Origin of the sequence: Ralstonia pickettii, from assembly GCF_000607165.1 — a bacterium.
Classification (GTDB): Bacteria; Pseudomonadota; Gammaproteobacteria; order Burkholderiales; family Burkholderiaceae; genus Ralstonia; species Ralstonia holmesii.
The window spans coordinates 861,376-887,347 of record NZ_JFZG01000024.1 but is presented as its reverse complement, the minus strand read 5'-3'; the positions used below and the strand labels follow the sequence as shown (position 1 = coordinate 887,347).

Sequence of the window (25,972 nt, the reverse complement as noted above, 5' to 3'; positions counted from 1 at the left end):
GGAAGCGGCACGCCTTGCGGTGGGGTGGGATGGTGCATGGGCACGACCACGGCCATCGCCGGAGGATCGCGCCATGCCCGACCAGCCTTCCAATCCCGGATCATCCGATCTGCTGCGTGCTCTTGGCGCAGACCTGTCGACCCATCCGAGCGTGCTCTCCGAGCGCGAGCGCGAATTGCTCGCCAGTCTCGTCGCACAGCTCAAGACGCAGACCACCGATCCGAACGTAGGCAACGCGATTCATACCGCGCTGTCCAACACGCTCGGCAAGCGCGCCAGCGATGTCCTCGGTGCGGCCATTGCCTCGCATCTTCTGGGCGCCGGCAGCCGCGTGCCGGTACAGGTCAATCCGGCGGTAGGGCCGGTGGTGGCGCATCCGGTGGCGCCCGTGGTGTCTGAGCCAGGCATCTTTGGCCCAATTGCCCCATCGCCCATCGGCCCCGTCGCGAATGACCCGAGCGGCGGGCCATGGGTGTGGCCGCCGTTGAACCCGCCGCCGCTTTTTCCGCCATCCATTCCGCCTGTCCCGCCGAACCCGGGGCCGGGCCCGGTGCCCGTTCCCATCCCCATTCCCGTCGATCCACAACCCGTACCGGTTCCCGGCGTACCGCCGTGGTTCCCAATTCCCGTGCCGCCTTCGCTGCCGCCGGACGACCCGTTCTTCCCGCACGGTCCCCAACCCATCTTTCCACCGATCCCGCTCGGCGATCCGGGTGTTCCGCCGCCTCCGGAACCGATTGATCCGGGCGTTCCGCAACCGATCGACCCAGGCTGGCCGGGCGACCCCCAACCTGGCGAGCCGGGAAATCCGGAGCCCGTCGATCCTGGCGAGCCCGGCCCGGTCGGTCCTGTCGGCCCCGGCGACCCTGGGGACCCCGGCGGCCCAGGCCCTGTTGGGCCGGGCGAACCGACTGGCCCCATCAATCCTGGGCCGGTAGATCCGGGTGGCCCCGGACCTGTGGACCCTGGGAGCCCTGGAGACCCGGGCCCCGTCGATCCAGGCCCGTCAGACCCCGGTTCGCCAGAACCTGGGCCATCCGACCCGGAGGGCCGGTGGAACGGCGTGCTGGATCCTGGCGCGCTCGAATCCATCGTCGACCAGTTCGCCAGCATGGCGGTGTTGCAGCAGGTGGCCGGTGCAGTGGCTGCGGCGGGCGCGCGCTTTGAAACCCAGGTCGTCTACACGCGGTCGATCGAAGCCAGCGAAACCCTGGCTCCTGCGCCGGTGCGCATCCAGGTGCTGCGCGACGCTCCGCAGATCGACAAGCTGCTCGTCGGCCCCGTGGAGCAGGCCTTGCCGGGTGCCGCCCGTCGGCTTGCGCCGCGTGCGCGGCAAGTGGGCCGGATTCGTGTGTCCGTGCTCGCGCTGCAGCCCGGTACCAGCACGCGCGTCGATCTGGCCAACCAGCCTGCGCACGCCAACGACGTGGTGCTGGTGGCAACGCTCGGCAGCACGGGCACGGCCAGTGCATCGCTGCGCATGCTGCGCGGACCGCTGCGCCTAGCGGGTGTCGACCCTCGCCGTGGACAGATCGTGGTACCGCTCTCCACGGGGCGCGCCGTGGTCGTGCCCGCTTTGCGGCCTGCGGAGATCGTCGCCCCTGTCGGACCCAACGCCAAGCCGCTGCTGGTCGCTGTCGTGCTGGCCGAGCTTTCGGTCAAGTAAAACGGAGGCCTGCGTGATTGCCCCCATGCTCGACTATCAGCCGGACGTTCTCGCACCGCGTGCAGCGGTGCAGCGCATCCGCGCCCGCGCGATGTCGGATCAGCCGCTGCGTATCAATCCGCGGCTGCGCTTTGGGCAATCGGAGCAAGGCTGGCTGCTGCATGTTGAAGACCCTGACCGTCGCATCGGGCGCACCTTCGCCGTCAGCCCGAATGTCTGGAGCAACCTGCGCCGGATGCGGCCCGGAGACGTCGCCCCGTCAATGGACCCGTTCATGCATAACGTGCTCGTTGACGCTGGCGTGCTGGTATCGGCCGCCCAAATCGATACCGCGCAGGTGCCGGCGCTCGAAGCCGCGCGGGCGTCGTTCGCCCGGGAAAGCTATGGCGTGGTGACCGACGCCCTGCACCCTTACGAGGTGGCAGTCGTGCGGCGCTACCTCCGTCATGGCGTACGCACGGGTGCCATCCGGTTTGGCGACCCGCAGGTGCCGCGCCGATACCGAGCCCACAATGATCCGATGCTGCGAACGCTGCAGGCGCGCCTCACGCCATTGATCTCGCACGTGGTGGGCGTTCCGGTCAAACCGTCGTACGCCTACCTTGCGGCCTATACGCAGGGCGCGGTCCTGCACCGGCATGTCGACCGGCCGCAGTGTGAATACAGCCTGACGATCGCCGTGGACTACACGCCCGAACCGACGCTCGAAGCCTCGTGGCCCATCCGTCTGGGCCTGCCCGATGCCGAAGTGCTGGTCTATCAAAGCCTGGGCGATGCGCTCGTCTATGCCGGCCCGCGCGTGGTCCATTTTCGTGAGGCCTTGCCCGAAGGACACATCTCGACCTCGCTGCTGCTGCACTACGTCAACCTCAACTTTCGTGGGTCGCTCAATTGAAATTCGAACCACAGCACTTGCCGACGGCATCCTGGCCCGACCTGTTACCGGTGGAGCTCGTCCACCCGCCATGGTGGGCGTCATGCGACGAATTCCTGCCGCCCAACGAACTCGAACTCGTGCGCGAAGCCGCGCTGGCGGACCCGGCCGCATACCGACCTTCAGCCGTGCTCAACACGGCCGGCGGCGGCGTCGAACTCGACATCCGCAGATCGCGCGTGCGCTACGACGAGCCGACCATCGTGGCGTTGTTCGAGGAGCGTCTGCTCGCCTGTGCCGACAACATCTTCGAGCGCTTACGCATCGCGCCGTTTCCGGTTCAGCGCCTGGAAGTGCAGCTCACCGTGACTGGCCATGGCGAATTCTTCAAGGTTCACAACGACAACACCCATGCGCAGTTGCGCACGCGCCGCGTCACGTTCATCTACTACTTCCACCGCGAGCCGAAGACGTTTGAAGGCGGCGACCTGCGGCTCTATGCATCGCGCACCGATGGCCGGCGCTGGCGCGAAACCGCAGATTTCGTCGACATCGCGCCCGTGCAGAATCGGCTCATCGTGTTCCCCAGCTTCCTCATGCACGAACTGCGGCCCGTGAGCGTGCCATCGGGGCGCATGGAGGATGGCCGCTTCACGGTCAACGGGTGGTTCCACAGTTGAGGCCGCTACGGCGGCAGGCCCGTGAAGGATTTGCATCCCGCTTCCGTTTTTACACACACCGCCCCCGCCACGCGCGCGAAGAATGGCGAAATGACAACGTGTGGTGCCGCCGCCCTCCGGTCGGCCCGGTTCTTGCGTGAAAAGGCGCATCACGCACATTTCCAAGAACCGGTTTGTCCAAAAACGTCTCTCCTCAGTCTTCTGCCAACGCGGCGCCCCTGCCCTCGCTCGACTTGGGGCGAACGGCCTTCCTGCTCGACTTTGACGGCACGCTCGTCGACATCGCGCCGCAGCCCGATGCTGTGCATGTCTCTGCGCCGCTGCGTGAAACGCTGGCTGCGCTGCACGCCGCAAGCGGGGGCGCATTGGCGATCATCAGTGGGCGCACGGTGCACGACGTGGAGTCGCGCCTGTCTCTGCCGGGGCTCGTCATCGCCGGTGTGCACGGCGCCGAACGCCGCTATGCAGACGGCGGCTTCGTCCGCCTGAACACCGACGCCGACGCGCTCGCCCGGCTGGAGCGCGAGTTACGCGCCGAACTCACACAGTTGTCGACGCAGTTTTCCGGCGTGGTGCTGGAGAGCAAGGGCATCGCTTTCGCCCTGCACTACCGCCATGCGCCAGAGGCTGAGAACGCCGTGCTGACGGTGGCTGACCGCCTCGCGCGCCGCTACGCCGACCACGTGCGCCTGCAGGCCGGCAAGATGGTTGTCGAACTCAAGCCGCGCGGCGCCAGCAAGGGCGACGTGGTGCACACGCTGATGACCGAGCCGCCCTTCATGGGCCGCACCGTGCTGTTTGCCGGCGATGACCTGACCGATGAAAGCGCCTTCGATGCCGTCAATGCGCTGGAGGGCTGGTCGATCAAGGTGGGCGCAGGCCCGAGTCAGGCGCGCTGGCGCGTGCAAGACGCCGCGGCATTGCGCGCATGGCTGGCAACGCTCACGGCCCCGGCCAAGCGAGGTGCCGCATGAGCCGGCTTATTGTTGTCTCCAACCGCGTTGCGCCCGTAGCCGAAGGCCAGGGAACAGCGGGCGGCCTGGCCGTGGGGGTGTTCGATGCGTTGCGCGAAACCGGCGGCATCTGGTTTGGCTGGAGCGGCGAAACTGCGACCACCAGCTCGGACACGATCGCGCACGAGCCGAACATCGTCACCAAGGGCAACATCACCTATGCCACCGTCGGCCTGAACCGCAAAGACTATGACCAGTACTACCGCGGCTTTGCCAATGCGACGCTGTGGCCGATCTTCCACTACCGCGTGGATCTCTCGCGCTACGAGCGCCAGGAATACCACGGCTACCGCCGCGTGAATGCGCAGTTTGCACATCAGCTCAAGGCGCTGGTGCAGCCAGATGACATCCTCTGGGTGCACGACTATCACCTGATTCCGTTTGCTGCGGAGTGCCGCGCGCTGGGGCTCACCAACCGCATCGGGTTCTTCCTGCACATTCCGTTTCCGTCACCGGAAATCCTGACGACGATTCCGCCGCATGAAGACCTGATGCGGGCGCTCTGCGCGTACGATCTGGTCGGTTTCCAGACCGAGACCGATCGCGTCGCCTTCTACGACTACATCGAGCGCGAGGCGCGGGGCTACATCGAACAGAAGGAACAGAACGGCCCGGTGCACGCCTACGGCCACACGCTGCGTGCCGAGGTCTACCCGATCGGCGTGCATCCGGACGAGATTGCGCAGCAGGCCAAGGCGTCGCTGGCGCGGCGCAATCCATTCACGCGGCATGCGAGCCCGCGCGGCGAGCGCGCCGTTGGTCAGGGGCAAGGTCAAGGCCAGCAGCCGCCGAGACTCATCATGAGCGTGGATCGGCTCGACTATTCAAAAGGGTTGCCTGAACGGTTCCGCGCATTCGAACAATTGCTGGACGATTTTCCGGACCATCGCCGGCACGTGACCTTCATCCAGATTGCGCCAACGTCGCGTCAGGATGTGCAGAGCTATCAGCAGATCCGGCAGCGGCTGGAGGCGGAGTCGGGCCGTATCAACGGCAAGCATTCGGAGCTGGACTGGACGCCCATCCGCTACATCAACAAGCAATACGAACGGCGCGTGCTGATGGCGCTCTTCCGCAGCTCCCAAATCGGCTATGTCACACCGCTGCGCGATGGCATGAACCTCGTCGCCAAGGAATACGTGGCCGCGCAAGACCCGGAAGACCCCGGCGTGCTCGTGCTGTCGCGCTTTGCCGGCGCAGCGCGCGAACTGGATGCCGCGCTGATCGTCAACCCGTACGACACGCGCGGTATGGCCGAGGCACTGAACCGCGCATTGACGATGCCGCTGGAAGAGCGCAAGGCGCGCTACGCCCACATGATGGATCGGCTGCGGGCCGCCAACCTCACCATCTGGCGCGAGCGGTTTGTGGCCGACCTGCGCAACGCGCCATCGCAGTAGTCAGGCGCGTCAGGCGCCTGCGCTGCCGGTGCGCGACATACGCTCGGCGGCTTCCGGTGGGTCTATCGATACGCCGGCCTGGGGCGACAACATGTCGGCCAACACGGCATTCATGCGTGCCCAGTGCGAACCGGGCCAATAGATACGCCGACAGGCATCGCAGGTGCTAAAGAGCCGTTGGCGCTCGCGCACGCGGGGTGGCACGCTGGCGGAAGCCTCTTCCGGGCTCAGCATCCGCAGCGGCACATTGCATTCGAGACAGCGTGAGAACGGCTTGGCCACATCTGCCAGCCGAAGGCGCATGACGATTTCGCGCATCTGCGCCTGCGGCTCGCGCGCGCGGATGAATGCGCCCCGGCGGATGCCGCGTCGCTTGAGGAGCTCACGGTCACGCGAGAGCACGATCCAGTCTTCGCCCTGTGCCAGAGCTTCGATGGCCGCGTCGGCGTAATTGTTGTCGTAGGCCGTATCAAAGCCCGCCATGCGCAGCAGCCGAGCCGTTGCCCCAAGATGGGCGTCGCACAGAAAATGCAGCGGCGCGGTTGGCACCAGGGGCGCCACGGCCGAAACGGCAACGTGCCCCCTGCCGGGCAACATGGCCTCCAGACCCATGGGTGCGCCATCCACCAGCACTTGCCCAACCTCGGTATGCGGCACGCCAAGCGCCTCAATGGCGTGCTTGAGCGTGGCGCCATCAGCCCAAGTACGCGCAACGGGATGCCCGCGCAACGCCAGCGGAAGAAGCGGCGTCAGACTGGAATCGAACGTGAGGACGACGGTCTGCATGCCTGCCACGATACTCCCAACCCAACATCGGCGCCCTGGCGCCCCGGCTCTCGCACCAACAAAAATGCGGCGTGACCGATGAAGTCACGCCGCAAACAGGGAGGAGGAGAAATTCAGCGGGTGCGCAGTTTATGCGCGCGATGCAGCGCCGGCCTTCGGATAGCTCGCATCGCCGTTCCACGACAGGTAGCCATAGGTGTCGGCCTGGCGATCCGCGCCTTGGCTGTACGGATCAAAGCGATCGTTCTTCCACGACAGATAGCCGTAGGTGTCTGCTTGGCGGTCGGCGCCTTGGGTGTACGGGTCGAAGCGGCCCGCCTGCGTCGCAGCCGGAGCGTCAAAGTTGGGCTGGATGGAAGCCGTCGCGGGCTGCGACAGCAGTGCGGCAGAAGCCGATACGGTAGCCACCATGGCCAGGACGGCGCGGCGGGAAAAAGCGGAGAAGAGGCGGGAGTTCATGATCTGTTCCTTGTTCGTTTGCGCTCGTTGTTGCGCTTGGAGGGCAGAATAGATCGTTGCTCCCGTCTGATAAATGCGACTTTGCAGAAATAACTGTTCAGGCGGCGCTAACAATCTGCAGCCGTGGATTTTCCTTGAGCTGCAGGCACGGGTGGTCAGCAAACAGCGTCGCCACCCAATCCACAAACACCCGCACCTTGGGCGACAGGTGCCGGTTGTGCGGATACACCACCGACACCGGCACCGGCTCGGAAACATGGTCCGGCAGCACTTCCACCAACGCACCCGACATCAGGTGCTCGTACACCAGGAAGCGCGAGGTCTGCAGCAGCCCCAGGCCATGCAGGCCGCACGCCACCGCAGATTCGGCATCGTTGACGGACACCATGCTGCGCACCTTGTGGATCTGCTTCTGCCCGTCAATCACGAAATCCCAGTCCATGCGGCGGCCGTTGCGCGCAGAGAAGTAATTCACCGCCGTGTGGTCCTGCAGGTCTTCCAACGTCTGGGGCGTGCCGCAGCGGGCCAGATATTCGGGCGACGCACAATTGACCATCGACAGCTGGCCGATGCGGCGCGCGACAAGACTTGAGTCCTGCAACTCGCCGCCACGCACGGCGCAATCCACACCCTCCTGCACGAGATCGACGGTGCGGTCACTCATGCCGATCTCCAGCTGAAGATCGGGGTACGCCTCGTGAAAATCCCGAATGCGCGGCACAAGCAACCGTTTGCCAATCGACGCAGGCACGTCGATGCGCAGGGTGCCGCGTGCGCCCGATGCGCTTTGCGAGAACGCAGCCTCGGTCTCTTCCAGATCGCCGAGCAGACGCACGCAGCGCTCGTAGTACGCAGCGCCATCGGCGGTGACATTCACGCGGCGCGTGGTCCGGTGCAGCAGGCGCACGCCGAGATGCGCCTCAAGGCTTTGCACCAGGTTCGTCACCGTGGCGCGGGGTAACTGAAGGCTGTCGGCAGCCTTGGTGAAACTGCTGGCCTCCACGACACGCGTGAAAACCTGCATGGCCTGCAAGCGATCCATCTGCGGCTCCTTAGGGACGGACTCCACGGGGCGGGCGCACTGCCGGAATCAAACGGGCAATGCGCCGGACCTGTGGAATCAAGAGGTCTGCTCATGCTCGAGAACACGCACGCGGTCTGAGCATGAGGCGCGATCAGGAAGGCGGCGACTACGGGTTTTCGCAGTGCAACAAGATCGGCCTCGAGCAAGAACACTTTGTAGCACAACCGTAAATTTTGATTGTTCGGCTGCAACTAATAGTGATGTCCGATTATAGGCATTTATCCGCGTTCGTCTAATCACCATCATTCAGCCCATCGATATCCGGGTTATCCGCAAAGGTAAGCCCCGCCTGACATCATGGGTTCTTCTCCACCGCGTCTCGTTGTTTCGGATCGCACGCTGACCAGCGATGCGGCATCGGCCGCTATTCGCCCAGCACGACCGTACGCAACGCCCGCCCCCACAAATGTTGCACTGAATAACAATTTGCGCGGCGCAACATCCAAGCTGCCTGAGCAAGCTTCTGCATGCGAGGAAACGGCTGGTGCGGGTCCGCTGCCGCGCGAGGTCACGACCGAAGATTATTGGACGCAGGGTTACGCCAGCCGCATCCGCCTGCGCGTGTTCCGCCCCGAAATGCACGCCGACGATGCCGCCGCGCCGTTGCGCCGCCCCGGCGTGCTGTACCTGCATGGCGGTGGTTTCGTACGCGGCTCGATTGACGATGCCGATGCACCGGCGCGCCTCCTGGCCGCCACATTGCCGGCGGTGGTGGTCACGGTCGGCTATTCGCTCGCACCGGCTGCGCCCTTTCCTGCCGCGCCCGAAGATGTGTACGCGGCGCTGTGCTGCATGGCCGACCACGCCGACGCATGGGGGATTGACCGCCGCCGCATGGCGGTGGCCGGGCATGACGCCGGCGGCAATCTTTCTGCCGCACTGACGATGATTGCGCGCGACCGCGGCGGCCCGAACCTGCGCGCCCAGGTCCTGATCGCCCCGATGCTCGACCCGACCATGGCTCGTGTGCGCCCGGATCATCTGGCCAATGCCGACAACTCGGCTGAAGTCTGCGCCGATTGTTATCGACAGTATCTGCCCCGCCCGACCGAGCGCGTGCACCCATACGCCGCGCCGGTTGAATCGCGCCGCCTGCAGGGCCTGCCCCCCGCCCTGCTGCTGACCGCGCCGCAAGACCTGCTGCGCACCGAAGCCGAGCGCTATGCCGCGTGCCTCATTGAAGCGGGCGTCGTCACGCAGGTCGTGCGTGTGAACGAGGCCTGCCATGACTCGATTGCCATGAGCGCGGTGGCGCAAGACGAGATGACGTGCTTCCTGCGCTGGCACCTCGGGATGACGCGTCAAGCGGCTGCGCCACGCAAACGCCGCGCACGTGCGGATCGAAAGGATCGCACCTCCATTGACCCGACTGTGGAGACGCCTGGCTGAACCCATACAACAAGAAACGGAGTGCGAGGCCGCCCGCGTGTTTCTACGCTGCGGCCAAAGCGCTTTTATCCAGTCTTTTCTCTTTGCTTACCCCAACAAAATCGAGAGAGTCATCATGAGCCTGTCCAAACGCACACTCGCCATTTCGGTTGCCGCCGTGCTCGGCGTTGCAGCTGTGGGCACCTACGGCCTTGTCTCCAGTGCCGGCGCATCGCAGCAGCCCTCCGCCGCACCCGCCGCCACGCCGGTGGATGTGGCGCCCGTCCTGGCAAAGAACGTGGCCGAATGGGACGAGTTTTCCGGCCGCATTGAAGCCGTTCAACGCGTTGAAGTCCGCCCGTTGGTGAGCGGCACCGTCACCGCCGTCCACTTCAAGGACGGCAGCATCGTCAAGAAGGGCGACGCGCTGTTCACCATCGACCCGCGCCCCTACGCTGCCGAAGTCGCACGCACGCAAGCCGCGCTGACCGCCGCCAAGTCACGCGTGGCCTACACCACGTCAGAGCTGGACCGTGCACGAAAGCTGGTGGCCGACAACGCCATCGCGCGCCGCGAGTTTGAAGAGAAGGAAAACGCCGCACGGGAGGCGCAGGCCAACCTGCAAGGCGCCGCCGCCGCGCTGGACGCCGCCAAGCTGAACCTGGAGTACACGCACATCGTGGCACCGGTTGCAGGCCGCGTGTCGCGCGCAGAGATTACGGTCGGCAACGTCGTTTCCGCCGGCGGCGCTGCCCCGGTGTTGACGACGCTGGTGTCGGTCTCGCCGATGTACGTGGCGTTCGACGCGGACGAGCAAAGCTATCTGCGCTACTCCGCCAAGGCAGCCCAGGGCGCGAAGACACCGGTCTACATCGGGCTGGCCAATGAAGACGGCTACACGCGCGAAGGCGTGATCCAGTCCGTCGACAACCGGCTGGACGTGCGCTCGGGCACCATCCGCGTGCGCGCCACGCTGGACAACGCCGACGGCCGCCTCACGCCGGGGCTCTACGCCCGCGTGCGCATGAGCACCGGCGCACCGCACGACGCCATCCTCATCAGCGATAAGGCCATCGGCACGGACCAGGACAAGAAGTTCGTCCTGGTGGTGGATGCCGCCAACAAGACGAGCTATCGCCCGGTGGTGCTGGGCGCCTCCATTGACGGCCTGCGCGTTGTGAAGTCGGGCCTGAAGGCGGGTGACCGCATCGTCGTGAACGGCATCCAGCGTGTGCGCCCGGGCGACGCCGTGGCACCCAACGCGGTGACCATGGATAGCCTGGTCACCAAGCGGGTGGTGTTGCCGGGTGCACAGCCGGAAGCCCCCGCCACGCCCGCCGAAGCCAAAGCCGACGCACCCGCTGCGCCTGCCGCCAAGGCTGAAACCAAGCCTGCCAACGCCAAGACCGCAGCCAACGCTCAACGCCTTCCGGCCGACCGCGCCTGATTGCGCCTGATTGCGACTGAAACTCATCGCTCACAGCCATGAACTTCTCTAAATTTTTCGTGGACCGCCCGATCTTTGCGGGCGTGCTTTCCACGCTGATCCTGCTGATCGGGGTCATCTCGATCTGGCGGTTGCCGATCTCGGAGTACCCCGAGGTCGTGCCGCCTTCGGTGGTGGTGCGCGCGCAGTTCCCGGGCGCCAACCCGAAGGTGATTGCCGAGACTGTCGCCTCGCCGCTCGAAGAGCAGATCAACGGCGTCGAGAACATGCTCTACATGCAGTCGCAAGCCAACAGCGACGGCAACCTGACCACGACGGTCACCTTCAAGCTGGGCACCGATCCTGACAAGGCACAGCAGCTCGTGCAGAACCGCGTGTCGCAGGCGCTGCCGCGTCTGCCCGACGTGGTGCAACGCCTGGGCGTGACCACCGTCAAGAGCAGCCCCGACCTGACGATGGTGGTGCACTTGCTGTCGCCCAACGACCGCTACGACATGACGTACCTGCGCAACTACGCAGTGCTCAACGTCAAGGACCGTTTGGCGCGTATCAGCGGCGTCGGCCAGGTGCAATTGTTCGGCTCGGGTGACTACTCGATGCGCGTATGGCTCGACCCGAACAAGGTGGCCGAGCGCGGCCTGACTGCCAACGAAGTGGTCAAGGCCATCCGAGACCAGAACGTGCAGGTGGCAGCCGGCGTGATCGGCGGCTCGCCCTCGGTGCCGGGCACGGATCTGCAACTGTCCGTCAACGCGCAGGGCCGGCTGAAGACCGAGCAGGAATTCGGCGACATCATCCTCAAGAGTTCGCCCGATGGCGCCGTCACGACCCTGCGTGACGTGGCCCGCATCGAGTTGGCCGCATCGGAATACGGCCTGCGCTCGCTGCTGGACAACAAGCAGGCTGTGGCCATTCCGATCTTCCAGGCGCCGGGCTCCAACGCGCTGCAGATTTCGGATGACGTACGCAAGACGATGGCCGAGCTGAAGGAAGACTTTCCCGAAGGCGTCGACTACCGCATCGTCTATGACCCGACGCAGTTCGTCCGCTCAAGTATCGAAGCCGTCACGCACACGCTGCTGGAAGCGGTGGCGCTTGTGGTGCTGGTGGTGATCCTGTTCCTGCAGACGTGGCGTGCGTCGATCATTCCGCTGCTGGCGGTGCCGGTGTCCATCATCGGTACGTTTGGTCTGATGCTGATGTTCGGCTTCTCGATCAACGCGCTGTCGCTGTTCGGGCTGGTGCTGGCGATCGGGATCGTGGTGGACGACGCCATCGTGGTGGTGGAAAACGTCGAGCGGAACATCGCTGAAGGGTTATCGCCACGCGAGGCCACCTACAAGGCCATGCGTGAAGTGAGCGGCCCGATCATCGCCATTGCGCTCACGCTGATTGCCGTGTTCGTGCCGCTGGCCTTCATGACGGGCCTGACCGGTCAGTTCTACAAGCAGTTCGCACTGACGATCTCCATCTCGACCGTCATCTCGGCCTTCAACTCGCTCACGCTGTCGCCTGCGCTGGCCGCCCTGCTGCTCAAGAGCCACGACGCGCCGAAGGATTGGCTGGCGCGCACGATGGACAAGGGCCTGGGCTGGATTTTCCGTCCGTTCAACCGCGTGTTTGGTGCGGCATCGGAATCGTATGGCCGCAGCACGTCGCGTGTGATCGGCCGCAAGGCCGTGATGCTCGGTATCTACCTGGCGCTGATCGGTGCAACTGCCCTGCTGTTCAACAAGGTGCCGGGCGGCTTCGTGCCGATGCAGGACAAGCAGTACCTGGTGAGCTTCGCGCAACTGCCGGACGGTGCATCGCTGGACCGCACGGAAGACGTGATCCGCCGCATGTCGGACATCGCCCTCAAGCACCCCGGCGTGGAAAGCGCCGTGGCGTTCCCTGGCCTGTCGATCAACGGCTTCACCAACAGCCCGAGCGCCGGCATCGTGTTCGTCACGCTCAAGCCGTTTGACCAGCGCAAGAGTGCCGACCTGTCGGGCGGTGCGATTGCAGGTCAGTTGAACAAGCAATACGGCGCCATCAAGGATGCGTTCATTGCCGTGTTCCCGCCGCCGCCGGTACAAGGCCTCGGCACGGTGGGTGGCTTCAAGCTGCAACTGGAAGACCGCGGCTCGGTCGGCTATGAACAGCTCTTTGCCGCCACGCAGGCCTTCATGGCCAAGGCACGCAAGACGCCTGAGCTGGGCCCGTCGTTCTCGAGCTACCAGATCAACGTGCCGCAGTTGAATGCTGACCTCGACCGCGTGAAGGCCAAGCAGCTTGGCGTGCCGGTGACCGATGTGTTCGACACCATGCAGGTGTACCTGGGCTCGCTGTACGTGAACGACTTCAACCGCTTCGGCCGCACGTATCAGGTGAAGGTGCAGGCAGACGCGCCGTTCCGCGCCCATGCAGAAGACATCCTGCAGTTGAAGACGCGCAACGCCGCTGGCGACATGGTTCCGCTGTCATCGCTGCTGCGTGTGTCGCAAGGCTTCGGGCCGGACATGGTGGTGCGCTACAACGGCTACACCGCTGCCGACATCAACGGTGGCCCCGCGCCGGGCTTCTCGTCGGGCCAGGCACAGGCGGCTGTGGAGCGCATCGCGCATGAAACGCTGCCCAAGGGTGTGCGCTTCGAGTGGACGGACCTGACGTATCAGCAGATCCTGGCCGGCAACTCGGCCGTGTGGATCTTCCCGATCTGCGTGCTGCTGGTGTTCCTGGTGCTGGCCGCGCAGTACGAAAGCCTGACGCTGCCGCTAGCCGTGATCCTGATCGTGCCGATGAGTCTGTTTGCCGCCATGCTGGGCGTCTGGCTCTCGCATGGAGACAACAACATCTTCACGCAGATCGGTCTGGTGGTGCTGGTGGGGCTGGCGTGCAAGAACGCGATCCTGATCGTGGAGTTTGCGCGCGAGCTTGAGCTGCAAGGCCGCACCATCGTGCAGGCCGCCATCGAGGCCTGCCGCCTGCGTCTGCGCCCGATCCTGATGACGTCGATCGCATTCATCATGGGCGTAGTGCCCCTGGTGGTGTCGACCGGCGCCGGCGCGGAAATGCGCCATGCCATGGGCGTGGCCGTGTTCGCGGGGATGCTGGGTGTGACGCTGTTCGGCCTGTTCCTCACGCCGGTGTTCTACGTGCTGCTGCGCACGCTGGCGGCACGCCGCGGCCAGCGCTCTGAAGATGCACCCGACCGCGATCTGGACCTGGACGGCGCGCTGCCTGTGCCCTCGGCCCAGCACTAAGGTCAACACTCATCAAGACATCGCTATGAACGCGTCTACACAACAACAAACAGGTCCGGCCATGCGGTCGGGCCGCTGGACCCCGCTGGCGCTGGCCGCCGCGCTGTTCCTCGCGGCCTGTTCGCTCGCCCCGACCTACGAGAAGCCGGACGTTGGCACACCCAACGCCTTCAAGGAAGCCGCACAAGCGGCACAAGCGGCGGATGCGCCGTTGGCCGCAGGCGAGCAAGGCAAGTGGAAGACCGCCGAGCCTGCCCTGCCCGCCGACGGCGCGTGGTGGAAGATCTTCAACGACCCGACGCTCGACAAGCTCGAAGCACAGGCCGCTGAAGCCAGCCCCACGCTGGCCGCCGCAGCCGCACGCGTGAATCAGGCGCGTGCGTTCGTGCAGGCCAACCGTGCATCGCTGTTCCCGGAACTGGACGCGGGCTTCGGCCCGACGCGCCAGCGGGCATCGGCGGCATCGGCCGGTTTGCCGGTCGGTGCGCCCGTGCAGCCGCAGACGTACTGGCGTGCGCAATCCACCGTGGCGTATGAGGTCGACCTGTTCGGCCGCGTGCGCAACAACATCGATGCCGCCGGCGCCGATGCCGAGCGTGTCGAAGCGCTGTACCGTGCCGCCCGCCTGTCATTGCAGGCCGACGTGGCGCAGACGTACTTCAGCCTGCGCACGCTGGATGCGGAAGAGGCGTTGCTGTCCCGCACGCTGGTCGGCCGTGAAGAGGCGCTCAAGCTGGTGCAGCGCCGCTTCAACACGGGCGACATTGGCGAGCTGGACGTTGCCCGCGCCGATGCCGAGCTGGCAACGGCACGCTCCGACCGCATCGGCGTACAGCGCCGTCGCGCGGTGCTGGAGCACGCACTGGCAACGCTGCTGGGCAAGGCGCCGGCTGATTTCACGATGGGCACCGACCCGCTGCAATCTGCCGACGTGCGCGTACCGGCCGGGCTGCCTTCCGCCCTGCTGGAACGCCGTCCCGACGTGGCCGCTGCGGAACGCTCAATGGCTGCGGCCAACGCGCGCATCGGCGTGGCGCGTGCGGCGTTCTTCCCGCAACTGCAGCTCACGGGCGGCTTCGGCTACGAGTCGCACGACATCGGCGACCTGCTCAAGTGGGGCAGCCGTACGTGGATTCTCGGCCCGCTGGTCGGCACCGCGCTCTCGCTGCCGATCTTTGACGGGGGCGCACGCAGTGCCGGCGTGAAGCAAGCACGCGCTGCATACGAAGAGAACGTTGCCAACTACCGCGAAAGCGTGCTCGTCGCCTTCCGCGAGGTGGAAGACAACCTCTCAGAACTGCGTCTACTGGCCGATCAATCGAAGGCACAGGATGACGCTGTACGCGCTTCCACGCGCGCCGCGCAGCTCTCGCGCACGCGCTACAACGCGGGTTCGGTCAATTACCTGGATGTGATCGATGCCGAGCGCAACATGCTGTCCGCCGAACGCATCGGCGTGCAACTGGCCGGCAGCCGCATGAACTCCACGGTGGGGCTCATCAAGGCGCTGGGCGGCGGCTGGGGCGGTCTGCCGCCGGCAGCACCGGCCAACGCGGCGCAGCCGGCAACGGTGGCGCAGCAGTAAGAATTTCTCTCCTCTCTCTCTGGAAAGCGAGATCTGCGCGGCTTCGGCCGCGTTTTTTTTCGTGCGTTCAGCGCGAACCTCTGGCCCCGCGCGCGTTCCAGCTCATCGCCCACGCATAGAAGCCCACCAGCGTGCCGAACTGCAGGAACACGGCCCACAGCAGAAAGATCTGCGGGTACCAGAGCATCGACCCCTTGAGCAGCACCACAGATGCCAGCGTGTACTGAAACGGAATGAACACCGTCAGATATGCCATGCCCATGACCGACAGCACCAGCTTGCGGATCAGGCCAAAGTCGAGCACGTTGTAGATCAACGCATAGAGCCACGGCGTGATCAGCACCACCACGACCGACGCCTGCGTGAGCGAGCCGATGGAACCACCGCCGTCATACGGAAAGCTCGCCGGCCACATGAAGAAGTAGAACTGCGCGCTGGCCTGCACCACGCCAATGAAGCGCAGCCAATACGCCAGCGGCAACGCACGGCCGCCGATGAAGCGGGTGCCGAACAGCAGCGCCAGCGTGACGATCATCCCGACCAGCCATTGCACGGCGGTGGGCAACGCGGCGTCGCTGTGCGGATACGGAATGGCCCCAAAGCCCGGCACGAGCGCCTTGACGGCCGCCACGCGAACCTGCCCTTCCAGTGCCACGCTCCAGAACCCGATGATGCGCTCCCACAGCCCGGCCACGGTTGGCCAGAGTGCGCAGTACCCGGCAGTGAGCGCTAGCGGAATCCCCAGCACGTCGATCCAGCGCGAGAGCGGGAACGCCAGACGCCGCATCGCACGGTGCATGACGATGCGATCGCCGCGATAGCCGATCACCCGCTTGGGCTCATGCCCGCGCAATCTGCGCCTGGTGGGCAAGTCGTCGGTTGGCGCTTCCTCGATCGGCTTGGCGTTCATCGGAAACTCCAGCGGAAGCCGATTTCACCGTAGGTGCGGTTGTAGAAGGGGTTGTGGTAGTACTGCGCGCCAATGAGCAGCAGCAGATCACGCGACACGCGCTCGCGCCACTGGATCGCGTAGCTCATGCTGTTGTAGTCCGCACGCTCGGTGCCGGTGGTCAGGACTTGATAAGCCTCGCGGGCGTGCTCCACGCGCAGGATGAGCGCGCGCTTTTCGTCGTTGCCGATCGTGGCCGCAATGTATTGGCTCGGGCCGAACACCAGGCCGGGATTGGCCCGGTTGAAGCGCAGGCCGCCTTCCAGCACCACCGACTGGAAATACGCCAGCGAGCTGAGCACCAGCCCCTGGTCATTGCGCACGCTGTCCTGGCCCTGCGCGTAGTAAGCGCCGATGCCCACCACGAAGCGGCGGTCGGGCCCGAACTTGCGATAGCCCGCCACATCCACACGCCACTTCGAGAACAGCTCGCTATTGCCCGTGCCCGCGCCGACCAGGAAGTAGTAATCCTCGGAGATATCGCGCGTGAGCGAGAGTGCGCCGTACTGGCCCGCAAAGCCAAACCGGCTCTGCCGATCCAGCTCGGCCTGCCAGATGCCATATGAGGTGACCATCATGCCGCGCAAGGCCACGGCCGTGGCACCGCCAAAGCCGTCGCTCATACGGCCGGTGTCGAGCACGGCCTCGATGGCGGCGCGCTCGGGTGCGTAGGGTTCCGGCACAGGCTGCGGCACGGTGGGCGCGTTGGCGCCAGGCGTGGGCACGGGCGTTGCGGCCAATGCCGTGGCGTCTGCTGGCGGTGTGGCGCCTTCCTGTGCAGCCGGTTGTTCCTGTTCGGTTGCAGCCTCTTGCTGGGTTGCCGGCTCTGCCGGTTGCATCGTTCCGGCCGGTTGCGCGTCTTCCACCGGCTGGGCGGCATCCTGGGCGGCGGCCGGCTCGGCAGCCTGAGCCCACACCGCTGGCGCAGTCATGCCGCAGATGGCCACCGCCGCCATCCATGCGATTGGAGTTCGGTTCACGCTGGTATTTCCCCGTCTGTTATTGAAGCGGGCGCCGGCCTTTTTTTTGATGCGCGGCGGCGGCCCTCTCTGCTTGTTGTCTTGTGCTTAGCCGCCCGTGCTCAACTTGGCAGCAACGGCGAGCTTGGTGCCGGCGCCTGCCACCACGCGCCAGTTGTTCCCTTCCCGAACCACGCTCGCCTGGCCCGTTTCCACGCGCGGCTCGGCATAGCGATCCGCAGGGAACAGCCATGTCAGGTCATTCAGTGTTTCCGGATTCTCAGCAATCACGCGCACGTCGCCGCGCTCCGATGTCGTGTGCCACACGGTCTTCTCACGCCGCTCGGCAAACTCGGCCATCTGCGTGATGGTGTGCCAGCGGAAGCGCTTGCGCGCCTCTTGCGCGTCGGCGGCTTCCATCAACGCGTCAATGGCGTGCAGGTAGCGCACCGCACCGGGCGGGTGGAAGTAGATCAGGCGGATCTCGCCCGAGTCCGTGGTGAACTTCACCAGCGAGGTCAGCCACGCCGCAATCTCCGCTTCCGGAATGTGCGCCATGTCGGCTTCTTCAATGGTCGCGTACTGCCCATACGTCTGCACGGGGAACGACCAGATGTGCTCGTCGCGGCGGCCGTTGCGATACGTGCGCGTCGGCCCCTGGCCGATGTTGCCGGTGAAGTAGTAGCCCTTGACGTTGTGCTCATCCAGCCAGCGCGTCGCCCATTCGGGCTGGTTGCCGGTGGGCGCGGAATACTCGGTCTGCGGCTTGCCTGTCAGCGCCTCGATGGCATCTGCGTTCTTCTGCAGGTAGGTCTCCATGGTGGCCTGGTTCTCTTCCGTCACGTTCAGGCCAAACCAGTCGTGAATCCAGCCGCCGTGGCTGCCCACTTCGTGCCCCTGCTTCATCAGGCCGTGCACGACCTCTGCAAACGCAGGGTTGTGAGCCAGGTTCACGCCCAGGCCGTCGCCAAACTGGCGCTGGTCAGGGCCGGCGGTGATGTGGAAGCTGAACGGGCCGCGCTTGAAGACGCCGTCTTCAATCAGCTTGTCCGTGGCGTCAATACAGATGCGCGCGTCGCAGTGCCAGTTCAGCACCAGGCCACCCACGCCCTGCGGCGCTGGCGACAGGCGCGGCTGTTCCAGCACGTGGCCGGCAAAGTAGCTGAGGAAGCCGTGCATCAGCACGCCATCGGTACGCAGCTTCAGATACGTCAGCGGCAGGTTGACGAACAGCACGTGGCCTTTACCCACGGTGCGCTCGCCCGCGATGATCGAGTTGTCTTCTGAGCGCAGCAGCACCTTGCCGGCGTAGTCGCCGTGCGTGCGCAAGGTCGGATACTGCAGCATGTCATGCCCGTAGCCCGACAACACGGCGCGCCCTTGCGACACAATCCAGCGCCCAGGCGGAATATGCAGATCGACCATCGCATCTGGCTGGCCATAGACGGTGGCCTGGCTTGCCATCTTTTCGCGCAGCGTTGAATAGAAACCGTACTGCACGCCAGCCAGCGTGGACATGCGCGAGGCGCCATCCTCGTAGAAGCCCTTTTCATTGAGGATGCCTGCGTCGTACACCTGCATGAGCGCGCCGCCGTTTTGCACGAACTGGCTGATCTGGTTGACAAGCGCGGTGGTCATCGAACGGTGCACGGTGTCGGGCAGGATCACGCCGGCAAACACACGCTCGCCATTCAACCCATGGCGCACGAAATCCGACGCCGACATGGTGCGCAGGCGCAAGCCCTCTTCCAGCGCGGCGTCTTCCCACGCCTGCACGTAGATGCGGTTGTCTTGCCCGAAGTTGTCAGGCACCACCAGGACGATGTCGTCGGTCTGCGGGCGACCTGGGCCCGCGCTGAGGTTGCGTGCCAGCAGCTGCGCGCAGGCCGCAAAGGCGATCAGGATCAGCAGACTGGCCAGATGCTTGCGCCAGTTGATGCGCTTGGAAGGTGTGCTCATTCGGAAACCGCCAGTGCGTGCGAGAGCCCGATCAGCGCGCCCTCTTCCATCAAGTTCCAGCGGCCTGCCGCGCGCCATTGCGGCGCGGCCCGCAGCCACTTCTGCGCAGTCGGCATATCGCCGAGCTTGTAGGCGGCCCAGGCGATCATGCCCCACGGGAACGGGTCAGCCTTGCCCGACAGCCACGTCTGCCCGTAGCGGAACTTCCATACCGCCCATTTGCGTTGGGCGGCGGAGCCGGTTTCCAGGCCATGCACCCACGGATAGACCGGCGCAACCGCCGTCGGGTAGAAGCCGTAGGGCGTGGGTGGCAGGCTCACGCGTGCGGGCTCCAGCGCGCCGTTCAACTGATAACCATAGGCATGCGCAAGGCCGTCCATCATCTGCTTGTGTGATGGCAGCGCGGCCAGCTCCAGCGTGTAGTGCAACGATGCCTTGGGGTCGGCGCGCAGGCGCTTGAGCGCTCCGGCCACTTCCACGTTGTCGGCAAAGTAGGCTTCCGGCCGATCGGCAAACGCCTGGAATGTCGCGCGCTTCGGGTCCCACAGCGTGGCCAGGTGCATCAACGCGAGGCTGCAGCTCGCCAGCAGTTGCGGCGGTCCATGCAGGATCTCATTGACGAGCAGGCACCAGAACACCGCTTGCGAGTCATCCGCATCTGCGTGGCCACATGCGGCCCAGCCGTCTGTGCCATTGCGGCAGAGGCGGGGGAACGTGCCATTCGGCTGTTGATATGGCAGCAGCCAGTTGGCCAGCCCAACGGCCGGGGCTTGCACGTCGGCACCCAGGCGGTGAGCGACCAGCAGCGCTTCGATGGCAACGTAGGGCTCGACGTAATCGCCCTGGGCGAATACGGTCATGGCCCCGTCGGGCGTGGTGAAGTCTTCAAACATCGTGGCACCGTGCGCAGCGGCAGCCGACATGGCGAGGCCTGCCAGCACAGCACCGCAGCGGCGAACGCAAGCGTTCCAGAACGTGACCATGCGAGCCCCCTTACCCTTCCACACGCGCGAACTCGTGCGCGGTAATCACGCCATGCACAACACAGCCGGGCGAGACGAACAGGCGGTTGCAGACAAGCGTGGTCGGTGCATCAGGGCGGCCGATACGGCAATTCGGACCGAGAACGATGTCCTCAAAGCCGATCAGCGGGCCAAGTACAGCGCTGCCCGCACCGATCTCAAGGTTCTTGCGTGCAGACAGCGTGCCGGCAATGCGCACGCCGTCGCCCGTGCGCAGGTGCCCGTGCGTTTTGATACTGCCTTCGAGCACGGTGCCGCCCGCGACCCGGCAGTCGCCACGCACCACGTAATCGCAATCGGTTAATTCGCCGGCCGACAGCGTGGCATCGCCGTCGAGCACGCGGCGCTCCGTTGCGGGTTTCGGCATGCCCACGGGGTGCGCAGCGCCGCGCACGTCGCCAAACATCACCTCAGTGGCGCCGGCACGCTCGAAGCGCGCCGGTGCAGCCATCACGATGCGGTCCTCCGCAGTGACACGGCCTTCGACACGCACGTTAGGCCGCAACCGCACATTGCGCCCATGCACCCAGCGCTGCACCACCACGTTCTCGCCCAGTTCGATATCGCCTTCGGCCAAGCAGGCACGCAGGCGGGTGTCGTGCTCGACCTCGACATCCTGCTCGACATACAAGTCGGCACGCACGCGGCTGCGTGGCCCCAGCCACGCGTTGCCCCGGAACACGACGATGTGGTTGACCTTGTCCAGCATGCGCACCAGCCCTGATTGCTCGGCAGACGGCCGGCCGCGCGGGTCGCGCCCCACGCTCAGTTCCGCGCTCACGGGCACCTGGTAGGCGGCACCGGCAGCGCGCATGGCTTCAACATCCACGCCGTACTGCTCTTGCAGACGGCGGCGGAAACTGTTGGCAAAGAAGGTGAGATTGTTCGGCTGGTCACGCCGCATCGGCAGCGGTGCGGAGTCGGTCGGACGCAGCCATTCCGACAACGCCGGCAGGAACGGCAGTACGAGCAGGCCCGCAACCGCGCCGCTCAGCAGCAGCACGCTTCCGATCATGTGCCCTCCGGGCCGGTGCGCACGGGCACCTCGCCGGCCATGATGTTGACCACACCCGCGGCTTCCGTGCGAAAGCGCTCGGTCTTGTCCCACACCAGTTCGCGCTTTTTCACGGCGTCGATGACTTGCGTCACACCCGCGCGCGCGATCGTCATCATGCTGACCAGGAAGCCGAACAGGTTCAGCGGCAGCAAGCGGATGCGGTTGCGATGGCCATCGAGGTAGGTGGCAGCCGCAATCTCAAAGAAGGCTGCGTTGGTACCCAGCCCGCCGTAGCACAGCAGCGCCGCCAGAAGAATCCAGCCCGAGACAATGGACTGCGCCGCCGCATAGAACAGGATGACGGCCACCACCCAGCCGGCCAGCTGCACCATCGGCATGACGAAGATCAGCAGCAGCAATGCGCCGTCCAGGCGTTCAAGCCGGCTGATACGATCGTTGGCGAGCAGCTTGCGGATGTTCTGCACCATCACCTGGTTGTGGCCGCGCGACCACCGGCTGATCTGCTTGAGCCGCACGGGCCAGACTTCGGGCACCTCTTCGTAGCATTCGGAGCGGTTCTGGTAGACCGTTTTCCAGCCGTGCTGCAGCAGCCGGAACGTCACATCGGTGTCTTCGGCCAGGGTGTCGATGTTCCAGCCACCGATATCGTCCAGCGCGCGGCGGCGGATGCCGCCCACGGTGCCGCCGTATTGCGGTACCAGGCCCAGGTTCATGCGGGCGGTCTGGTCCACCTGATAGCCGCCGGAGCGTTCAAGATCAAGCAGGCGCGTGAGCAGGTTTGCACCGGCATTCACCGGCACCACACGGCCCATGATGGCGCCCACTTCCGGGTCGAAGAACGGGGCCACGAGTTGCTTGATCAGCCCGCGCGCCGGCAGGTAGTCGGCATCGAACACGATCATGATCTCGGCGTCGATCAACTGCGTGGCGTCGCGCAACGCAGCCGCCTTGCCGGGCCGGCCTTCGGTGCGGTGAAAGCGCTGGAAGCGGCCCGGGTTGCGCGCTGCAATCTCGTCGATGATCTCGCGCGTGCGGTCCTTCGAGCGGTCATTGACCGGCATGATGGTCAGCTTGTCCTGCGGATAATCCACCAGCAGCAGCGCGTTGAGGCAATCGGCAATCACGCGCTCTTCGTTGTGCGCCGCCACGCAGACGACCACGCTGGGCCACGCACCCTGTTCAATGTCGAGATACGGCTGACGCTGACGGCCGAACAGCCGATTCAGCGTGAACAGGTAGTGCCGCGCGGTGTACACCACCAGCAGCGTGATGATGCAGAACGCAAGCACCAGCAGGATATCGATTGCGAGCGTGGACATGATCGTGATTGCCTTTTCGGTTTCCGCTCAGGCGGCTTCGCGTGCGTCCACGTCGCCAAGGAACTCCTGGACGAACCCGCCGCCCAGGGCGGACACGATGCGCTGTGAAGCCAGCCCATCGCCATATGGGTTGAGGTGCTGCGAGAATGCGCGCCATGCGTCGTCGTTGTCGTACAGGTGGCTGACGGCACCCACGATGCTGTCGACCTCCGTGCCGACCAGGCGCACTGTGCCGGCCTGCACGGCCTCCGGGCGCTCCGTCACGTTGCGCATGACGAGCACCGGCTTGCCCAGCGACGGCGCCTCTTCTTGCACGCCGCCCGAGTCGGTCAGGATCACGTGCGCACGCTGCATCAGGCGCACGAAGCGGGCGTAGTCCAGCGGCTCGATCAGGTGCACATTCGGCAGGCCTGCCAGCGCAGTCTGCACGGGCCCGCGCACGTTCGGGTTCAGGTGGATCGGATAGACGATCTGGATGTCGTCGCGGCGCGCCAGCTTGGCCAGTGCCTCGCAAATGTTGGCAAAGCCCGAACCGAAGTTTTCGCGCCGATGTCCCGTCACCAGCAACACCTTGCGGTCGTCCTTCAGGAAGGGGAAATGCGCATCCAGCTCCGCGCGAAAGGCATCGTCCTTCACGATGCGCTGCGTGGTCTGCAGCAGCGCGTCGATCACGGTATTGCCCGTCACCAGAATGCGCCCGCCCAGGTTCTCTGCCTGAAGGTTGCGGCGCGATGAATCGGTTGGGGCAAACAGCAGATCGGCGCACACGTCGATGGTGCGGCGGTTCATCTCTTCCGGCCACGGTTGGTAAAGGTCGCCCGTGCGCAGGCCGGCTTCAACGTGGCCGATGGGAATGCGACGGTGGAACGCAGCCATGGCCGACATCATCGCGGTGGTCGTGTCGCCGTGTACCAGGATGCGGTCGGGGCGCACCGTCTCCAGCACGTCGTCAAACGCCGTGAGCAGGCGGGCACTGAGTCCGTTCAGCGTCTGGTTTTGCGTCATCAGCTCCAGGTCGATCTGCGGAACGATGTCGAACAGGTCCAGCACCTGCTGCAGCATCTGCTTGTGCTGCCCCGTCACGCATACGACGGATTCCATGGCCGACTGCGCGGCCAGCGCCTTGACGAGCGGCGCCATCTTGATCGCTTCGGGCCGTGTGCCGAAGACGGAGAGAATTTTCATAGCCGGATAGAAGAAGCACGGCATGCGCATCGCAGACGCGCATACAGCACACAGGACTGACGAAGGGAATCGGGTGACGCCTCCTCCGTGCCTCCTTCTTGTTCTTGTGCGACCGTGGGGGCGGGGAAACCGGGCGTCGTGCAGGCCGCAATTTTCTCAATGAACACGCCATTGCCGCCACCCCTCGTTTTTTTAAACAGAAAGGCTGACTAGGATTACCCCTTCTTTAGGGGGTGCCGGAAATAACCAGCGTTTGCGGCGAAAAGGAGATGCAGGATCGCGTGCGTTGCTGAAACTGTCCGCGGGGCGCGGAGCCGCACTGGCACTTGCGTTGCAGCCGATTGATTGCCTGAACGTGAATAATCAGCTGATAAATCGGCGCCTCATGCCCGGCTTGTCTTAAAACCGAAACATACGCAATTGCAACGTGAATGAAAACACAAAAAGGCCAAATCATTCCCACCCATTAGTGGGGTGTTTCGATTTATTTTCTGGTAAAAAAAGCGCGGCGTCTTCCAAACGCCGCGCGCTGTGCACTTTGGGGGAAGCACAGGAGTTAAATCGATTCGAGTTCCCGGCCGCGTGTTTCAGGCAACGTGAGTGCCGCCACGATGAGCAGCCCATAGGCGCCCGCCGCGAAGATGCCAATGGCATGCCCCAGCGACGAATGCGCGCTCACCTGCCCGATCAGGAACGGGAAGCACGCGCCCACCGCCCGGCCAACGTTGTAGCAAAAGCCCTGGCCCGAACCACGCACCGCCGTCGGGAACAACTCGGTCAGGAAGGCGCCCATGCCAGCAAAGATGCCCGAGGCAAAGAAGCCCAGCGGCAGGCCGAGCAGCAACATTGTGCTGTCGGTCACCTCCAGCTGCGTGTAGGCCAGCGCCACCACCATCGAGCCCACTGCAAACAGGATGAAGTTGCGCTTGCGGCCCAGGCGGTCAGTCAGCACCGCGCTGATCAGGTAGCCGATGTACGAACCGATGATCACCACGGCCAGATAGCCGCCGGTGCCCAGCACGGTCAGATGGCGCTCGGTTTTCAGGAACGTCGGCAGCCACGTGGTGATGGCGTAGTAGCCGCCTTGCGCGCCGGTGGTCAGCACGGCGGCACGCAGCGTGGTGCTCAATAGCCGCGGGGAGAAAATCTCGAAGAAGCTCGTGCGCTCGGCGGCCTGCGACTTCGCCTCCTGAAACACCTCGGGCTCTTTCACCAGCCGACGCAGGAAGAACACGAATACGGCTGGCACGATCCCCACGAGAAACAACGCGCGCCATGCGGTCTCGGGCGGCATCACGCTGAAGAACCACGCATACAGCAATGCCGATGCGCCCCACCCCAGAGCCCACCCTGCTTGCACCATGCCAACGGCCTTGCCGCGATCCCGGGAGCGAATGGCTTCACCGATCAGCACTGCGCCGGCCGTCCACTCGCCGCCAAAACCGAAGCCCATGAGCGTGCGAGCAATCAGCAGTTGTTCGTAGTTCTGCGCGAGGCCGCACAGGAAGGTGAACACCGCAAACCACAGGATGGTGATCTGCAACGCGCGCACACGCCCGATGCGATCCGACAGGATGCCCGCCACCCAGCCGCCCGCAGCCGATGCCAGCAGCGTGCATGTGCCGATCAACCCTGCATCGGCCTTGGAAAGGCCCCACACGCCGATCAAGGTGGGGATGACGAAGCTCAGGATCTGCGTGTCCATCGCGTCGAGCGCGTAGCCCACCTTGCAGCTCCAGAACGTGCGGCGCTCCTGCGCGGAGATCTCTCGGTACCAGCGGAACAAACCGCCGGAATTGGCTGCGGTCGTGGCGTCCGTCCCGGCGGGCGCTCGCGCAACCGTTGCTTCGGTTGTCATGGTGTTTCCTCCTTTGTTGATGCTGTCTCGATGTATCTATCGCTTATTGCTTGCTATAGCCCAGCGCCTCTGCGTGCGCCAGTTGGAACCCCGATA

20 protein-coding genes are annotated in these 25,972 nt (G+C 65.1%); 9 read left to right on the top strand and 11 right to left on the bottom strand.

Translation table 11 applies throughout. The features are described 5' to 3' along the window. Positions 1-73 precede the first annotated feature (73 nt). The 5 genes from BG83_RS28370 (at position 74) to otsA (ending at position 5,633) form a co-directional block, all read left to right on the top strand. A complete protein-coding gene (locus BG83_RS28370; protein ID WP_024978671.1) occupies positions 74-1,666 on the top strand; it encodes a hypothetical protein in 1,593 nt (530 codons plus the stop codon). Positions 1,667-1,679: 13 nt separating this feature from the next. Then, positions 1,680-2,561 carry a hypothetical protein gene (locus BG83_RS0121540; protein ID WP_152543737.1) on the top strand — a complete coding sequence of 294 codons (882 nt, stop codon included), beginning with the start codon at positions 1,680-1,682 and terminating at the stop codon, positions 2,559-2,561. After that, positions 2,558-3,220, top strand: coding sequence for a 2OG-Fe(II) oxygenase (locus BG83_RS27965; protein WP_024978669.1), 663 nt, complete (start codon positions 2,558-2,560; stop codon positions 3,218-3,220). Before BG83_RS0121540 ends, BG83_RS27965 begins: the two co-directional genes overlap by 4 nt. A 173-nt stretch (positions 3,221-3,393) precedes the next feature. Continuing rightward, the gene (gene otsB / locus BG83_RS0121530; protein WP_024978668.1) at positions 3,394-4,194 is read left to right on the top strand and encodes a trehalose-phosphatase; all 801 of its coding nucleotides are present in this window, start codon (positions 3,394-3,396) and stop codon (positions 4,192-4,194) included. Beyond that, complete coding sequence (gene otsA / locus BG83_RS0121525) at positions 4,191-5,633, top strand: alpha,alpha-trehalose-phosphate synthase (UDP-forming) (RefSeq protein ID WP_024978667.1); 1,443 nt, start codon at positions 4,191-4,193, stop codon at positions 5,631-5,633. Before otsB ends, otsA begins: the two co-directional genes overlap by 4 nt. Positions 5,634-5,642: 9 nt before the next feature. Here otsA and BG83_RS0121520 read toward each other — a convergent pair whose 3' ends face one another. The 3 genes from BG83_RS0121520 to BG83_RS0121510 all read right to left on the bottom strand — a co-directional run bounded on the left by BG83_RS0121520 (position 5,643) and on the right by BG83_RS0121510 (position 7,920). After that, positions 5,643-6,419 (bottom strand): Mut7-C RNAse domain-containing protein, encoded by a 777-nt coding sequence (locus BG83_RS0121520; protein ID WP_024978666.1) that lies wholly within the window; start codon positions 6,417-6,419, stop codon positions 5,643-5,645. Between the two features lie 129 nt (positions 6,420-6,548). Then, positions 6,549-6,878, bottom strand: a complete 330-nt coding sequence (locus BG83_RS0121515; RefSeq protein ID WP_024978665.1) for a hypothetical protein — start codon at positions 6,876-6,878, stop codon at positions 6,549-6,551. Positions 6,879-6,975: 97 nt separating this feature from the next. Next, positions 6,976-7,920 carry a LysR family transcriptional regulator gene (locus BG83_RS0121510; RefSeq protein ID WP_024978664.1) on the bottom strand — a complete coding sequence of 315 codons (945 nt, stop codon included), beginning with the start codon at positions 7,918-7,920 and terminating at the stop codon, positions 6,976-6,978. 339 nt (positions 7,921-8,259) lie between these two features. On the opposite strand from BG83_RS0121510, the gene BG83_RS0121500 reads away from it, so the two are divergent. From BG83_RS0121500 to BG83_RS0121485, 4 genes are all read left to right on the top strand, one after another. After that, entirely contained in the window at positions 8,260-9,351 is a 1,092-nt protein-coding gene (locus BG83_RS0121500; RefSeq protein WP_024978663.1) for an alpha/beta hydrolase, read from the top strand. Between the two features lie 115 nt (positions 9,352-9,466). Beyond that, entirely contained in the window at positions 9,467-10,777 is a 1,311-nt protein-coding gene (locus BG83_RS0121495; protein ID WP_024978662.1) for an efflux RND transporter periplasmic adaptor subunit, read from the top strand. A 38-nt stretch (positions 10,778-10,815) separates the two neighbouring features. Continuing rightward, on the top strand, positions 10,816-14,022 hold the full coding sequence (locus tag BG83_RS0121490; RefSeq protein ID WP_024978661.1) for an efflux RND transporter permease subunit: 3,207 nt from the start codon (positions 10,816-10,818) through the stop codon (positions 14,020-14,022). A 25-nt stretch (positions 14,023-14,047) separates the two neighbouring features. Beyond that, entirely contained in the window at positions 14,048-15,607 is a 1,560-nt protein-coding gene (locus tag BG83_RS0121485) for an efflux transporter outer membrane subunit (protein WP_024978660.1), read from the top strand. A 67-nt stretch (positions 15,608-15,674) separates the two neighbouring features. On the opposite strand, the gene BG83_RS0121480 is transcribed toward BG83_RS0121485, so the two are convergent. The 8 genes from BG83_RS0121480 to BG83_RS0121445 form a co-directional block, all read right to left on the bottom strand. Beyond that, entirely contained in the window at positions 15,675-16,517 is an 843-nt protein-coding gene (locus BG83_RS0121480) for a hypothetical protein (protein ID WP_024978659.1), read from the bottom strand. After that, positions 16,514-17,536, bottom strand: a complete 1,023-nt coding sequence (locus BG83_RS27960) for a YaiO family outer membrane beta-barrel protein (RefSeq protein ID WP_235193234.1) — start codon at positions 17,534-17,536, stop codon at positions 16,514-16,516. Before BG83_RS27960 ends, BG83_RS0121480 begins: the two co-directional genes overlap by 4 nt. Positions 17,537-17,623: 87 nt before the next feature. Continuing rightward, on the bottom strand, positions 17,624-19,474 hold the full coding sequence (locus BG83_RS0121470; protein WP_024978657.1) for a polysaccharide deacetylase family protein: 1,851 nt from the start codon (positions 19,472-19,474) through the stop codon (positions 17,624-17,626). Continuing rightward, entirely contained in the window at positions 19,471-20,457 is a 987-nt protein-coding gene (locus tag BG83_RS0121465) for a hypothetical protein (RefSeq protein WP_024978656.1), read from the bottom strand. Before BG83_RS0121465 ends, BG83_RS0121470 begins: the two co-directional genes overlap by 4 nt. A 10-nt stretch (positions 20,458-20,467) precedes the next feature. Beyond that, positions 20,468-21,511 carry a hypothetical protein gene (locus tag BG83_RS0121460; protein ID WP_024978655.1) on the bottom strand — a complete coding sequence of 348 codons (1,044 nt, stop codon included), beginning with the start codon at positions 21,509-21,511 and terminating at the stop codon, positions 20,468-20,470. After that, positions 21,508-22,833, bottom strand: a complete 1,326-nt coding sequence (locus BG83_RS0121455) for a glycosyltransferase family 2 protein (RefSeq protein ID WP_024978654.1) — start codon at positions 22,831-22,833, stop codon at positions 21,508-21,510. The genes BG83_RS0121460 and BG83_RS0121455 overlap by 4 nt, the downstream gene beginning before the upstream one ends. Before the next feature lie 27 nt (positions 22,834-22,860). Beyond that, a complete protein-coding gene (gene wecB / locus BG83_RS0121450; protein WP_024978653.1) occupies positions 22,861-24,018 on the bottom strand; it encodes a non-hydrolyzing UDP-N-acetylglucosamine 2-epimerase in 1,158 nt (385 codons plus the stop codon). 556 nt (positions 24,019-24,574) lie between these two features. After that, complete coding sequence (locus BG83_RS0121445) at positions 24,575-25,876, bottom strand: MFS transporter (protein WP_024978652.1); 1,302 nt, start codon at positions 25,874-25,876, stop codon at positions 24,575-24,577. Positions 25,877-25,972: the final 96 nt, after the last annotated feature.